13 protein-coding genes and 1 pseudogene are annotated in these 13291 nt (G+C 74.6%); 10 read left to right on the top strand and 4 right to left on the bottom strand.

Features of this window, described 5'->3' with window-relative positions; genetic code table 11:
* Positions 1 to 67: 67 nt before the first annotated feature.
* Positions 68 to 2199: pseudogene (locus Acit_RS14040) on the top strand (ATP-dependent helicase).
* Here the strand turns inward: Acit_RS14040 and Acit_RS01490 are convergent.
* Positions 2196 to 2849 (bottom strand): hypothetical protein, encoded by a 654-nt coding sequence (locus Acit_RS01490; RefSeq protein WP_248105194.1) that lies wholly within the window; start codon positions 2847 to 2849, stop codon positions 2196 to 2198. The pseudogene Acit_RS14040 and the gene Acit_RS01490 overlap by 4 nt on opposite strands.
* Before the next feature lie 18 nt (positions 2850 to 2867).
* Positions 2868 to 3086, bottom strand: coding sequence for a hypothetical protein (locus tag Acit_RS01495; RefSeq protein ID WP_248105195.1), 219 nt, complete (start codon positions 3084 to 3086; stop codon positions 2868 to 2870).
* 62 nt (positions 3087 to 3148) lie between these two features.
* On the opposite strand from Acit_RS01495, the gene Acit_RS01500 reads away from it, so the two are divergent.
* The 9 genes from Acit_RS01500 (at position 3149) to Acit_RS01540 (ending at position 12337) form a co-directional block, all read left to right on the top strand.
* A complete protein-coding gene (locus Acit_RS01500) occupies positions 3149 to 3580 on the top strand; it encodes a cobalamin B12-binding domain-containing protein (RefSeq protein WP_248105196.1) in 432 nt (143 codons plus the stop codon).
* Between the two features lie 113 nt (positions 3581 to 3693).
* The gene (sucC, locus tag Acit_RS01505) at positions 3694 to 4842 is read left to right on the top strand and encodes an ADP-forming succinate--CoA ligase subunit beta (protein WP_248105197.1); all 1149 of its coding nucleotides are present in this window, start codon (positions 3694 to 3696) and stop codon (positions 4840 to 4842) included.
* 34 nt (positions 4843 to 4876) lie between these two features.
* On the top strand, positions 4877 to 5767 hold the full coding sequence (gene sucD, locus Acit_RS01510; RefSeq protein ID WP_248105198.1) for a succinate--CoA ligase subunit alpha: 891 nt from the start codon (positions 4877 to 4879) through the stop codon (positions 5765 to 5767).
* 28 nt (positions 5768 to 5795) lie between these two features.
* Positions 5796 to 6533, top strand: a complete 738-nt coding sequence (purN, locus tag Acit_RS01515; RefSeq protein ID WP_248105199.1) for a phosphoribosylglycinamide formyltransferase — start codon at positions 5796 to 5798, stop codon at positions 6531 to 6533.
* Positions 6530 to 8086, top strand: coding sequence for a bifunctional phosphoribosylaminoimidazolecarboxamide formyltransferase/IMP cyclohydrolase (gene purH / locus Acit_RS01520; protein WP_248105200.1), 1557 nt, complete (start codon positions 6530 to 6532; stop codon positions 8084 to 8086). Before purN ends, purH begins: the two co-directional genes overlap by 4 nt.
* Entirely contained in the window at positions 8086 to 8943 is an 858-nt protein-coding gene (locus Acit_RS01525) for a bifunctional 5,10-methylenetetrahydrofolate dehydrogenase/5,10-methenyltetrahydrofolate cyclohydrolase (RefSeq protein ID WP_248105201.1), read from the top strand. Before purH ends, Acit_RS01525 begins: the two co-directional genes overlap by 1 nt.
* Before the next feature lie 67 nt (positions 8944 to 9010).
* A complete protein-coding gene (locus Acit_RS01530) occupies positions 9011 to 9877 on the top strand; it encodes a methylenetetrahydrofolate reductase (RefSeq protein ID WP_248105202.1) in 867 nt (288 codons plus the stop codon).
* Between the two features lie 173 nt (positions 9878 to 10050).
* Positions 10051 to 11247, top strand: coding sequence for an NADP-dependent isocitrate dehydrogenase (gene icd / locus Acit_RS01535; RefSeq protein ID WP_248105203.1), 1197 nt, complete (start codon positions 10051 to 10053; stop codon positions 11245 to 11247).
* Positions 11248 to 11344: 97 nt separating this feature from the next.
* Positions 11345 to 12337 carry a malate dehydrogenase gene (locus tag Acit_RS01540; protein WP_248105204.1) on the top strand — a complete coding sequence of 331 codons (993 nt, stop codon included), beginning with the start codon at positions 11345 to 11347 and terminating at the stop codon, positions 12335 to 12337.
* A 58-nt stretch (positions 12338 to 12395) separates the two neighbouring features.
* Here the strand turns inward: Acit_RS01540 and Acit_RS01545 are convergent, their stop codons facing one another.
* Positions 12396 to 12617, bottom strand: coding sequence for a hypothetical protein (locus Acit_RS01545; protein WP_248105205.1), 222 nt, complete (start codon positions 12615 to 12617; stop codon positions 12396 to 12398).
* A 47-nt stretch (positions 12618 to 12664) separates the two neighbouring features.
* The gene (locus Acit_RS01550) at positions 12665 to 13114 is read right to left on the bottom strand and encodes a VOC family protein (protein ID WP_248105206.1); all 450 of its coding nucleotides are present in this window, start codon (positions 13112 to 13114) and stop codon (positions 12665 to 12667) included.
* Positions 13115 to 13291 lie beyond the last annotated feature (177 nt).

Here is a 13291-nt window from a genome sequence, read left to right on the forward strand (position 1 = left end):
GCTGCCGGTGCCTCCCCTGAACCCCGCCGCGCTCCTCGCCGACCTCAACGAGCCCCAGCGCCGGGCCGTGGCGCACCGGGGCAGCCCCCTGCTGGTCGTGGCCGGGGCAGGCTCGGGCAAGACCCGGGTGCTGACCCGGCGGATCGCCCACCTGGTGGCCTCGGGGGACGCCCGGCCCGAGGAGGTCCTGGCCATCACGTTCACGAACAAGGCGGCCAGCGAGATGCGCAGCCGCCTGGTCGAGCTGCTCGGCCCGGGCGCCGAGCGCATGTGGGTCTCGACCTTCCACAGCGCCTGCGTCAGGATCCTGCGGGCCCACGCCGGCCGCCTGGGCTTCAAACCAGCCTTCTCCATCTACGACGACGGGGACAGCCGGCGGCTCATCGAGCAGGTCGAGCGGGAGCTCGGGGTCGACACGAAGCGGCTGCCGCCCCGGTCGGTGCAGGCGGCCATTTCGGCCGCCAAGGCCGAACTGCTTGGCCCCGAGGACCTAGCCGCCCGGGCCCTCTCCCTCCTGGACCGGCGGGTGGCCGAGGTCTACGAGCACTACCAGACGACCTGCTGGTGCGGACCGTGGAGCTGCTCCGGGGCTGCCCCGACATCCTGGCCGCCTACCGGCAGCGGTTCCGCTGGGTCCTGGTCGACGAGTACCAGGACACGAACCGGGCCCAGAACGAGCTCGTGGTCCTCCTGGCCGCCGAGCACCGCCAGCTCTGCGCCGTCGGGGACCTGGACCAGGCCATCTACGGCTGGCGGGGCGCGAACCTGGCGAACCTGGCCGAGCTGGAGCAGGCGTTCCCCGGGACGACGGTCATCCCCCTGGAGCAGAACTACCGTTCCACCCGGACGATCCTGGACGCCGCGAACGCGGTGATCGCCCACAACCAGACCCGGGTGCCCAAGCGCCTCTGGACCGACGGGGAGCAGGGCGAGCCCATCGTCCGGTACCAGGCGGCAGACGAGCGGGACGAGGCGGCCTGGGTGGCGGCCGAGATCCGGCGGCTGGTCGAGAGCGGAGGCCGGACCCTGGGGGAGGTGGCGGTCTTCTTCCGGACCAACGCCCAGAGCCGGGTCCTGGAGGAGGCCCTGGTGCGGGCCGAGGTGCCCTACCTGGTGGTGGGGGGGACCCGCTTCTACGACCGCAGGGAGGTCCGCGACGTCCTGGCCTACCTGCGGGTGGTGGCCAACCCGGCCGACGAGGTGGCCCTGCGGCGCATCCTGAACGTGCCCCGGCGGGGCCTCGGGGAGACCTCGGTGGCCAAGCTGGCGGCCCACGCCCAGGCCGAGGGCCGGACCCTGGCCGAGGTGCTGGCCGACCCGGCGGTCGCCGGGGTGAGCGGCCCGGCGGCCCGCGGGGCCCGGAGCCTGGCCGAGCTCCTCGGCGCCCTCGGCCAGCTGGTCGAGGAGGGCGTCGGTCCAGGCCAGCTGGTGGCCGAGGTGGTGGCCCGGACCGGCTACGACGCCGCCTTGGCGGCCGAGGGCACCGTCGAGGCCCGGGGCCGGCAGGAGAACCTGGCCGAGCTGGCCGGGGCGGCCGGCGCCTACCCGACCCTGGAGGAGTTCTTGGCCCAGGTAGCCCTGGTGGCGGACGTCGACGAGCTCGAGGAGGACGCCGGGCGGGTGTCGCTCATGACCCTCCACGCCGCCAAGGGCCTGGAGTTCCCGGTGGTGTTCCTGGTGGGCATGGAGGACGGGGTGTTCCCCCACTCTCGGACCCTGGACGACCCGGCCCAGCTGGAGGAGGAGCGGCGGCTCTGCTACGTCGGCATCACCCGGGCCCGGGAGCGGCTCTACCTGACCCACGCCTGGAGCCGGACCCTCTTCGGGACGACCACCCCGGCGGTCCCGAGCCGGTTCCTCCGGGAGATCCCCGAGGCCCTGGTGGTCGAGGCCCCGGGGGGGCACGGGGCCCTGCGGGGCTGGCTGGCGGCCCGCAGCGCGAGCCCCGTGGCCCGTGCCCGGCGCGCCCTCAGCGGGCGCTCCGGGGGCCTGGACGAGGTCGACAGCCACTTCGGCGATCCCCACGAGGACCCGGCGGCGGCCGGCGACTGGGACGGCTGGGACCCCGACGAGGCGGCGGTCCGCCGCGCCGCCAGCCGGGGAGCCCGCGAGCCCTGGGTGCGGCGCTCCCCGGCCCGGCGCCCGGGCCGGCTGCCGAAACTGGCCGAGGAGCGGTTCCGCCGGGAGGGTCGGGCCTAGGGGCCCGCCCGGGACCCCGGGGGCGGCGAACCGGGGGCCAGGTCCGCCCAGGGGCGGGCCGGCCGGTCGGCCCCCACGAGCCGACCGGGCCCGTCGGGGCGGGCAGGGAGACCGGCCAGGGCGGCGAACCGGGCCGCCTGGGGGTCCTCGGGGCCGAGGAGGTGGCGGAGCCAGGCCAGGACCCGGTCGGCCTCGAGGGCCCCGGCCTCCAGCATGGCCTCGATGTCGAGCCAGTCCTTGGGCCGGTTGAAGAGGGCCTTGAAGACCGCCAGGTGGGTCGGGGAGATGACCGGGATGCGGGTGCCGGCGAAGGGCACCTCGGCGATCTCCCGGGCGACCTCCTCGTGGAAGGGGTGCTGGGGGAAGAACAGGTCGAGGGCGGTGCGCTCCTCCTGCCAGCGGAGCCGGACCTGGCCGTCGCGCCCGAGGATCGCCAGGTCGTCGGGGCCCCAGGGGATCGAGGGGGGCAGGGCGCCGAGGACCCGCGGGGCCTCGGCGACCGGGACGCAGACGTTCACGTCCACGTCGTCGGTGGCCCGGGGCTCCAAGACGGCGTAGGCCAAGGCGATGGCCCCGCCGAAGCCGTGGGGCACCCCGGCCCGGCGGAACGCCTCGTGGAGCTCGAGGACCTGCTGGACGAAGGTCCGCACCGGACCCCGGGCGAGGGCTCAGCCCGCCCGGACCAGCTGCCGCCACGGGGGCGGTGGAGGGCGCCGGCCGGCCCGCTCGGCAAGCGCGGCGAAGGGCGCGGCATCGGCCAGGCTGAGCAGGCGGACGAGCGTGGCTCCGTTGCGCACCGGGTCCACCCGGCCGGCTCGCCCCGCCGGCCGGGCCTCGGCCCGGGTCTCCCGCACCACAGGGCGCCTGGCGTCGACGGGGACGGCCACCCGCCCATGCTACCGCCCGGTCTGGCGCGACCCCCCAGGTCCCTGCCTATGCTCGGGCGCCGATGAGACGTCCCTACCGGGTGGTGGTGGCCAAACCGGGCCTCGACGGCCACGACCGAGGGGCCAAGGTCATCGCCCGGGCGCTGCGGGACGCCGGATTCGAGGTGATCTACACCGGGCTGCACCAGACCCCGGAGCAGGTCGTCCGGGCCGCGCTCGACGAGGACGCCGACGCCGTCGGGCTCTCGCTGCTCTCGGGCGCCCACCTGACCCTGGTGCCCAAGGTCATCGAGGGGCTGCGGGCCGAGGGTCTCGGCGACGTGCTGGTGGTGGTCGGGGGCATCATCCCGGCGGCCGACGTGCCGGTGCTGAAGGACGCCGGGGTGGCCGAGGTCTTCACCCCCGGCGCCCCCCTGCCGGACATCGCCGCCTGGCTCGAGCAGGCCCTCGACGCCCGGGAGGAACGCCTGAGCGGCACGGCCGGATCGGCCTGAGGCCAGCCGGACCGGTCCGGGGAGACCAGCCCCGGGGAGACCGACCCCGGGGGGACCAACGAGGAGCACCGGGACGCGCCGTCCCGGCCGACCAGGGAGGAGGAGCGGGTCCGGTGGACTTGTTCGAGTACCAAGGCAAGCAGTACTTCGCCCGCTTCGGGATCCCGACCTCGCCGGGGGCGGTGGCCGACAGCGTCGAGGAGGCCGTGGCGAAGGCCGAGGAGCTGGGCTACCCGGTGGTGGTCAAGGCCCAGGTCAAGGTGGGCGGCCGGGGAAAGGCCGGCGGGGTGAAGCTGGCCGCGAACGCCGAGGAGGCCCGCCAGCACGCTCAGGCGATCCTCGGCATGGACATCAAGGGGCACGTGGTCCACCGCCTCTGGATCGAGCGGGCCTCGGACATCGCCAAGGAGTACTACGCCAGCTTCACCCTGGACCGCTCGGCCAAGCTCCACCTCTGCATGGTCTCGGCCAAGGGCGGGGTCGACATCGAGGAGGTCGCGGCCACCGACCCCGGGGCCATCGCCCGGCGCCACGTCGACCCGGTCGACGGCTTCCCCCTGGAGGCCGCCCGGGAGGTGGTGGCCGCCGCCGGGCTCGACGAGGCCGCCCGGGAGCCGGCCGCGGCCTTGCTGGTCCAGCTCTGGGACTGCTACGACCAGGGCGACTGCGACCTGGCCGAGATCAACCCCTTGATCCTCACCACCGACGGCCGGGTCCACGCCCTCGACGCCAAGGTCTCCCTGGACGACAACGCCGCCTTCCGCCACCCCGAATGGGCCGAGTTCGCCGGCACCGAGACCGAGGACCCCCGGGAGAAGCTGGCCAAGGAGAAGGGCCTGCAGTACGTCGGGCTCGACGGCGAGGTCGGCATCATCGCCAACGGGGCCGGCCTGGCCATGAGCACCTGCGACGTCGTCGAGCAGGTGGGGGGCAAGCCGGCCAACTTCCTCGACATCGGCGGGGGGGCCAACGCCGCGCAGATGGCCAACGCCCTGGAGGTCATCAACGCCGACCCCAAGGTCCGGGCCATCTTCATCAACATCTTCGGCGGCATCACCCGGGGCGAGGAGGTGGCCAACGGGATCGTCGAGGCCCTCGGCCGGGTCGAGATCGCCTCGCCGATCGTCGTGCGCCTGGACGGCACGAACGCCGAGGAGGGCCGGCGGATCCTGGCCCAGGTGCCCCCGGACCGCCTGGAGTCCCGACCCACCATGATCGAGGCGGCCCGCCGGGCCGCGGAGCTGGCCAGGCAGCGGGCCTGAGGGCCCCGGATCACGAGCGACAGGAGCGACTGGCATGAGCATCTTCGTGAACGCCGAGACCACCGTGGTGATCCAGGGCATCAGCCCGACCAGCCAGGGCCTCTACCACGGCCTGCGGAACCGGGCCTACGGGACCAAGGTGGTGGCCGGCACGAACCCGAAGCGGGGCGGCGAGACCATCGAGGGCATCCCGGTCTTCGCCAGCGTGGCCGAGGCCGTCAAGGCCACCGGGGCCACCGCCTCGTTCATCTCCGTGCCCCCGCCGGCCGCCCCGGCGGCCATCCTCGAGGCGGCCGAGGCCGGGGTGCCCTTCATCGTCTGCATCACCGAGGGCATCCCGGCCCACGACGAGGCCCGGGTCTACAACCGGCTCCGCCGCGAGTTCCCCGGCACCCGGCTCCTCGGGCCCAACTGCCCGGGGATCATCTCGGCCGGCCAGTGCAACATCGGCATCACCTCCGGGGACATCGCCCTGCCCGGGGGGCCCGTCGGGCTGGTCAGCCGCTCGGGCACCGTCTTCTACCAGGCCATGTACGAGCTGACCCAGAAGGGCATCGGGCAGACCACCGGGGTCGGCATCGGCGGGGACCCGGTCCCGGGCACCAGCTTCATCGACGTCCTCCAGGCCTTCGAGGCGGACCCCGAGACGAAGGCCATCCTCATGATCGGCGAGATCGGCGGCTCCGCCGAGGAGGAGGCCGCGGCGTTCATCAAGGAGCATGTCTCCAAGCCGGTCGTGGCCTACATCGCCGGGGTGACCGCCCCGCCGGGCCGCAAGATGGGCCACGCCGGCGCCATCGTCTCGGGCTCCAAGGGCACCGCCAAGGCGAAGATGGAGGCCCTGGCCGCGGCCGGGGTCCTCGTGGCCCAGAATCCGACCGAGGCCGGCGAGAAGATGGCCGAGGTGGTCCGCCACCTGGGCTGAGGCCGGAGGCCCTGCTACCCTCCGGCGGGTGCGGCTGGCGGTCCTCGTCTCGGGCTCAGGGACCATCTGCGACGCGCTCTTGGCCGCCGGGCTCCCCGTGGCCCTGGTCGTGGCCGACCGGCCCTGCCGGGCTCTCGAGCTGGCCGAGCGGCGGGCCGCGCCGACCGTGCTGCTCGACCGGCACCGCTTCGGCGGGTTCGGGCCTCGCTTCGACCGCCCCGCCTACAGCGGGGCCCTGGCCGGCCTCCTCCAGGAGCACGACGTCCAGCTCGTCGCCATGGCCGGCTTCGGCACGGTCCTGGCCGAACCGGCCCACCAGGCCCTCCCGGGCCGCCTGCTCAACACCCACCCGTCCCTCCTCCCGGCGTTCCCCGGCTGGCACGCCGTCGAGGACGCCCTGGCGGCGGGCGTGGCGGTGACCGGCTGCACGGTCCACGTGGCCGGCCTGGCCGTGGACAGCGGGCCCGTGCTGGCCCAGCAGGAAGTGGCCGTCCTGCCCGGCGACGACCCGGTCAGCCTGCACGAGCGGATCAAGACGGTCGAGCGCTGGCTCTACCCGGCCACCATCCAGCGGGCCCTGGCCGCCCTCGGGTCCGGGCAAGAACCGGCGGAGCTGCCCTGCCTGCGGGGCAGCCTCGCCGAGCCGCTGGACCCCGGGGCCCTCCGGGGATGGCGGGACGGCCGAAGAGCGCCAGCCGACGCGACGAGCGGGACCCGGCGGCCGGGGAACGGCGACACCGGGGGACGAGAGGAGGCGACCACGTGAGGGCCCTGCTGTCGGTCTACGACAAGACCGGGGTGGTCGAGCTGGCCCGGGGCCTCGTGGCCCTGGGCGCCGAGCTCGTCTCCTCGGGGGGGACCGCCCGGGCCCTCCAGGAGGCCGGGGTGCCGGTCCGCCAGGTCGAGGAGCTCACCGGCTTCCCCGAGATCCTCGGCCACCGGGTCGTGACCCTCCACCCCAAGGTCCACGGCGGCATCCTCGCCGACCGGGACCGCCCCGAGCACCGGGCCGACCTCGACCGCCACGGGATCGAACCCATCGACCTCGTGGTCGTCAACCTCTACCCCTTCGCCCAGGACCCCTCGGTGGAGCTCATCGACATCGGCGGCCCGGCCATGGTCCGCGCCGCCGCCAAGAACCACCAGCACGTCACCGTCGTGGTCGACCCCGCCGACTACCAGCCGGTCCTCGACGAGCTCCGGGCCGCCGGCCAGGTCGCCCCGGCCACCCGGCGCCGCCTGGCGGCCAAGGCCTTCGCCCTCACCAGCGCCTATGACGCCCGGGTCGCCGAGTGGCTCGCCCAGCCGGCCGGGACCTCTGGCGAGTCGGCCGAGGGGTCCGGCGGGCCGGCCTCGGCCCTCCTGCCCGAGCGCCTGACCCTGGTGCTCGAGCGCAGCGGGGAGGCCCTGCGCTACGGGGAGAACCCCCACCAGCGGGCCGCCCGCTACCGCCTGGTCGGGGAACCGGGCTTCTGGGACCAGGTGGTCCAGCACGCCGGGGTGCCCCTCTCCTACCTGAACCTCTACGACGCGGACGCCGCCTGGACCCTCGTCCACGATCTGGCCGCCTGGTCCGGGCAGCCCGCGGCGGTGATCGTGAAGCACGCCAACCCCTGCGGGGCGGCGGTCGCCCCCAGCCTCGCCGAGGCCTACCGCCGGGCCTACCAGGCCGACGAGCGCTCGGCCTTCGGGGGCATCGTCGCCCTCTCGGCCCCCCTCGACTCCGAGACGGCCGCCGCCATGGTCCAGGCCGCCCAGGCCGACGTCGTCCTGGCCCCCGGCTACGAGCCGGGGACCGTGGCCGAGCTCCAGGCCCGCCGCAAGAGCACCCGGGTCCTCGAAGCCCCGCCGCCCAGCCCGCCCCTCCGGCACTTCCGGCAGATCGCCGGGGGCTTCCTCGTCCAGGACCCCCCGGGGTGCCGGGCCCCCCGGTCGACCTGGCGGGTGGTCACGAAGCGCCAGCCGGACGAGGCCGAGTGGCGCGACGCCGAGCTGGCCTGGCGGATCTGCGCCCAGGTGAAGTCGAACGCCATCGTCCTCGTGAAGGACGGCCAGGCGGTCGGCATCGGGGCGGGCCAGCAGAACCGGGTCCAGGCCGGCGAGATCGCCGCCCAGAAGGCCGCCGGCCGGGCCGCCGGGGGGGCCTGCGCCTCCGACGCCTTCTACCCCTTCCCCGACGGGGTCGAGGCGGCCGCCGCCGCCGGGGTGGCGGTCGTCGTCCAGCCCGGCGGGTCGGTCCGCGACGAGGAGGTCGTGGCGGCCGCCGACCGGCTCGGCCTGGCCATGGTCTTCACCGGCGAACGGCAGTTCCTCCACTGATGGCCGCCGAGAAGCTCGACGGGGAAGCCATGGCCGCCCGGGTCCGCGCCGAGGTGGCGGCCGAGGTGGCCGCGCTCGGTGCCCAGGGCCGCCAGGTCTGCCTGGCCACCGTCCTGGTCGGCGACGACCCGGCCTCCAGCCGCTACGTGGCCATGAAGCAGCAGGACTGCGCCGAGGTCGGCATCGTGACCAAGAGCCACCACCTGCCCGCCGACCTGGGCCAGGACGACCTCCTCGCCCTCCTGGGGGCCCTCAACGCCGACCCCACGGTCCACGGCATCCTCCTCCAGCTGCCCCTGCCTGCCCACCTCGACGAGCAGGCCGCCCTCTTGGCCATCGACCCGGCCAAGGACGTCGACGGCCTCCACCCCGTCAACCTCGGCCGGCTCGTCATGGGCACCCCCGGTCTCCTGCCCTGCACCCCGGCCGGCATCGTCGAGCTTTTGGCCGCCCACCAGGTGCCGGTGGAGGGCCGCCACGTCGTGGTCGTCGGCCGGGGCCTCACCATCGGCCGGCCCCTGGCCCTCCTCCTGGCCCTCAAGCGGCCCGGCTGCAACGCCGCGGTCACCGTCGTCCACACCGGGGTCCCCGACCTCGAGGCCTACGTCCGCCAGGCCGACGTCCTCGTGGCTGCAGCCGGCCACGCCAACCTGGTGAAGGCCGCTTGGGTGAAGCCCGGGGCCGCCGTCGTCGCCGCCGGGACCTCCTTCGCCGGCCGCCGGCTCCTCTCCGACGTCGAGGAGGAGGCCGCCGAGGTGGCCGGCTGGATGACCCCCCGGATCGGCGGGGTGGGGCCCATGACCCGGGCCATGCTGCTCCGCAACACCCTCCTCGCCGCGACCGGGGCCGGCCGCTGACCGCCCGGGTCGGCCCGGTGCCGAGCCGCCTGGGGGTCTGGCCCAGGCTCAGTAGGCTCCAGGGGCCATGACCAGCATCGCCGAGCTCCTGGCGGCCGGGCGGACGGTGTCCTTCGAGTTCTTCCCGCCCCGGACCGACGCCGAGCAGGCCCGCCTGGTCCGGACCCTCCGGGAGCTCGAGCCCCTCCGACCCTCCTTCGTCTCGGTCACCCAGCGCGGCGGGCCCAGCGCCCGGCAGCGGACCTTCGACCTGGTCACCGGCATGCTCCGGACCACCACCCTCCTGCCCATGGCCCACCTCACCTGCGTCGGCCAGACCCGCCTGGAGCTCGCCGAGGCCCTCGTCGCCTACCGGCGGGCCGGGGTCGAGAACCTCATGGCCCTTGGCGGGGACCCCCTCGAGCAGCCCGGGGCCCCCGAGGGCGAACTGCGCCACGCCCTCGAGCTGGTCGAACTGGCCCGTGCCATCGGCGGCTTCACCATCGGGGTGGCCGCCCACCCCCTCGGCCACCCCCGCAGCCCCGACCTGGCCACCGACCGGCGGTTCCTCGCGGCCAAGCTCCAGCTCGCCGACTTCGCCGTCACCCAGTTCTTCTTCTGCGCCGACGACTACCGCCGTCTCGTCGCCGACCTGGGGGAGCTCGGGGTGGCGAAGCCGGTCCTGCCCGGCATCATGCCGGTCACCAGCCTCCGCTCGGTGCCCCGCATGGCCGAGATGGGTGCCGCCGTGCCCGGGGCACAGGTGGCCCGCCTGGAAGCGGCCCACGCCCGTGGCGGCGACGAGGCTGTCCGGGCCGAGGGCCTGGCCCTGGCCCGGGCGCTGTGCGAGGAGCTCCTGGATCTGGGGGTGCCGGGCCTGCACTTCTACACCCTCAACCAGTCCCGGGCGACCCGGGAGCTGGCCACCGCCCTGGGCCTCGCCCCGGTGGCCTGAGGGTCGGCCGGGGCCGGGGCCGGGGGGCCGGGGCGGGGTCCGCTCCGGCCCACCACGAATCACAACGCTGCACACAAACTCCACAACGGCGCCGAGGACCGGTCGGTCCTCCCCCCTCGGTTCGCCCCGCCGCCACGGCGGGTCGCCGGAGCCCGGCCGGTAGGCTCGCCGCCATGGCCGAGCGCATCAGCATGGGTCCCGACGGGCAGCTCCAGGTCCCCGAGGAGCCGATCATCCCCTTCATCGAGGGGGACGGCACCGGGGTGGACATCTGGCCGGCCGCCCAGCGGGTGTTCGACGCGGCGGTGGCCAAGCACGGGCGGAAGGTTGCCTGGAAGGAAGTCCTGGCTGGGGAGAAGGCCTACGAGGAGACCGGGAGCTGGCTGCCCGAGGAGACCGTGGAGGCCTTCCGGGACCACCTGATCGGCATCAAGGGCCCCTTGACCACCCCGGTCGGCGGGGGCATCCGCTCCTTGAACGTGGCCCTGCGGCAACTGCTCGACCTCTACGTCTGCCTCCGGCCGGTTCGCTGGTTCCAGGGCGTGCCCTCCCCGGTGCGGCACCCGGAGAAGGTGGACATGGTGATCTTCCGGGAGAACACCGAGGACGTCTACGCCGGCCTGGAGGTCGAGGCGTTCACGCCGGAGGCTGAGCGCCTGGCGGGCTACCTGCGGGAGGCCTTCGGGTGGGAGATCCGGCCCGGCTCGGGCATCGGGGTGAAGCCCATCTCCGAGGAGGGGTCGAAGCGGCTCATCCGGGCGGCGATCCAGTACGCGCTGCGCCACGGCCGGCGGAGCGTGACCCTGGTGCACAAGGGCAACATCCAGAAGTTCACCGAGGGGGCCTTCCGGAACTGGGGTTACGAGCTGGTCCGGGAGGAGTTCTCGGACGTGGCGGTGGGCTGGGACGACTGCGGTGGCCAGCCGGGGGACAAGCTGCTGGTGAAGGACGCCATCGCGGACATCACCCTCCAGCAGGTCCTGACCCGGCCCGAGGAGTTCGACGTGATCGCCACGATGAACCTGAACGGCGACTACCTCTCGGACGCCCTGGCCGCCCAGGTTGGCGGGATCGGGATCGCGCCGGGGGCCAACATCAACTACGTGACCGGCCACGGGGTCTTCGAGGCCACGCACGGCACCGCGCCGAAGTACGCCGGGCAGGACAAGGTGAACCCCGGTTCGGTCATCCTCTCGGGGGCCCTCATGTTCGAGCACCTGGGCTGGACCGAGGTGGCGGCCGACATCGTGAAGGCCCTGGAGGCCACCATCGCCGAGAAGATCGTCACCTACGACTTCGCCCGGCTGACCGAGGGGGCCACCGAGGTGAAGTGCTCGGAGTTCGCCTCGGCCATCGTCGACCGGCTCTAGGGGACCGGTTCGGGTCGAGCACCCGGGGCTGGTGGGCGCCCCGGCCACCGACCGCCGGTCTGGCCGCCCGACGAGGGGCGCCGCTAGCCTCCAGGGCATGGCCAGCACGAAGACCCCCATGCACGTGACGGTGACCGGCGCTGCCGGACAGATCGGCTACGCCCTGCTCTTCCGGATCGCTTCGGGCCAGCTGCTCGGGCCGGACCAGCCGGTGGTGCTGCGCCTGCTGGAGATCGAGCCGGCCATGGCGGCCCTAGAGGGGGTGGTGATGGAGCTGGAGGACTGCGCCTTCCCCCTGTTGGCCGGGATCGAGACGACCTCGGACCTGAAAGTGGCCTTCGAGGGGACCTCCTGGGCTCTCCTCGTGGGCTCGGTGCCGAGGAAGGCCGGGATGGAGCGCAAGGACCTGCTGACGGTGAATGGGGGGATCTTCGGGCCGCAGGGCGAGGCCATCGCGGCCCACGCCGCCTCGGACGTGCGGGTGCTGGTGGTGGGGAACCCGTGCAACACGAACTGTCTGATCGCCCGGTCGCACGCCAAGGACGTGCCGGACGACCGGTGGTTCGCCATGACCCGGCTGGACCAGAACCGGGCCGAGACCCAGCTGGCCAAGCGGGCAGGGGTGCCGGTGACGGAGGTGGCCCAGATGGCCATCTGGGGCAACCACTCCTCGACCCAGTTCCCGGACTTCGAGAACGCCACCATTGGGGGTCGGCCGGTGCCCGAGGTCATCGCGGACGAGGCCTGGCTGCGGGGCGAGTTCATCACGACGGTGCAGCAGCGGGGGGCCGAGATCATCAAGGCCCGGGGGGCGTCCTCGGCCGCGTCGGCCGCCAACGCGGTCATCGACTCGGTCCGCAGCATCCTGGAGCCCACGCCGGCCGGGGACTGCGTGTCGCTGTCGGTGGTCTCGCACGGGGAGTACGGGGTGCCCGAGGGGCTGGTCTTCGGCTACCCGATCCGATCGGACGGCAGCCGCTGCCAGGTGGTGGAGGGCCTGCCGCACAGCCCGTTCGCCCAGGAGAAGATCCAGGCCACGACGGCCGAGCTCCTGGAGGAGCGGGCGGCCATCGCCGACCTGCTGGCCTGAGGGGCCAGGGCCCGCCGGGGGGCGGGCCGAGCGCGCCGCCCCCGCGACCCGAGGCGGGTCAGCCCGCTCGGGCGGGCTCGGGGAGGCTGATGCCGAGGCGCTGGAGGAAGTCGAGCTTGGCGGCCAGTGCTCGTTGCCAGGCGGCGAAGTCCAGCTCGAAGTGGTCCCGGTCGCCGTCCTCGCAAGCGTGCTCCAGCTCGTCGAAGGCGGCGTCCTCGGCGTCGAGGAGCTCCCGGTAGCGCCGCAGGGCGTGGTCGTCGAGCACAGCCGGAAGGGTCATCCGGACCTCCTCTGTCCCGGGCGGGCCCTCCCCGCCCCGCGCGCACCCTACTCCTGGCGGGCCTCGCTGTCATGGGTCGGGGCTCCGGGCGACCCGCTGGGGGGCCGGAGGTCGCGGCGAAGGGGGTGGTCGGCGGGCACCTCGACGAGCACGATGGGCAAGCCTTCTGGGTCCTGGATCCAGGCCTCGAGGAGGCCCCAGGGCTCCAGGCGAGCCTCCCGGACCGGTTCGAGGCCGGCGGCCTGGAGGCGAGCGAGCTCGGCCCGAAGGTCCCGGACCTGGAGCCAGAGCCTGGTGGCCGGGGTGGGGCCGGGCCGGTCGGGGGGCCGGCGGCCACTGACCTCGAGGTAGCCGCCGCCGAGGAAGAAGACCACGCCGCGCTGGTCCCCGTCCCCGAACTCGCGGTAGACGGGCAGGCCGAGGACTTCCCGGTAGAAGTGCAGGGTCGCTGGCGGATCGGCGGGGTGGAGCAGGAGGCGGGAGGCGAGGACCTCCACGGGCCGGGCCCTGGCCCTCAGTCCTCTGCGGGCCCCGGGGTGGCGACCGTCTGGGCCGGGGGCCGGAGCGCGGGTCCGAGGGCCGCCAGGATCTGCTGCCCGGCGAGGAGGACGCCGAGGTCGCCGCGCACCTTGACCTGCCCCTCCAGGAGGGCCTGGGCTACGGCCGTGCGGCCC

Source organism: Aciditerrimonas ferrireducens (assembly GCF_023130475.1).
In the GTDB taxonomy this organism is placed as follows: domain Bacteria; phylum Actinomycetota; class Acidimicrobiia; order Acidimicrobiales; family UBA8190; genus Aciditerrimonas; species Aciditerrimonas ferrireducens.

Coding starts and splice junctions, on each gene's coding strand:
- Acit_RS01540 (WP_248105204.1), top strand. CDS start 11,345: ATGGCCAGCACGAAGACCCCCATGCACGTGACGGTGACCGGCGCTGCC.
- Acit_RS01545 (WP_248105205.1), bottom strand. CDS start 12,617: ATGACCCTTCCGGCTGTGCTCGACGACCACGCCCTGCGGCGCTACCGG.
- icd (WP_248105203.1), top strand. CDS start 10,051: ATGGCCGAGCGCATCAGCATGGGTCCCGACGGGCAGCTCCAGGTCCCC.
- Acit_RS01525 (WP_248105201.1), top strand. CDS start 8,086: ATGGCCGCCGAGAAGCTCGACGGGGAAGCCATGGCCGCCCGGGTCCGC.
- Acit_RS01530 (WP_248105202.1), top strand. CDS start 9,011: ATGACCAGCATCGCCGAGCTCCTGGCGGCCGGGCGGACGGTGTCCTTC.
- sucD (WP_248105198.1), top strand. CDS start 4,877: ATGAGCATCTTCGTGAACGCCGAGACCACCGTGGTGATCCAGGGCATC.
- Acit_RS01500 (WP_248105196.1), top strand. CDS start 3,149: ATGAGACGTCCCTACCGGGTGGTGGTGGCCAAACCGGGCCTCGACGGC.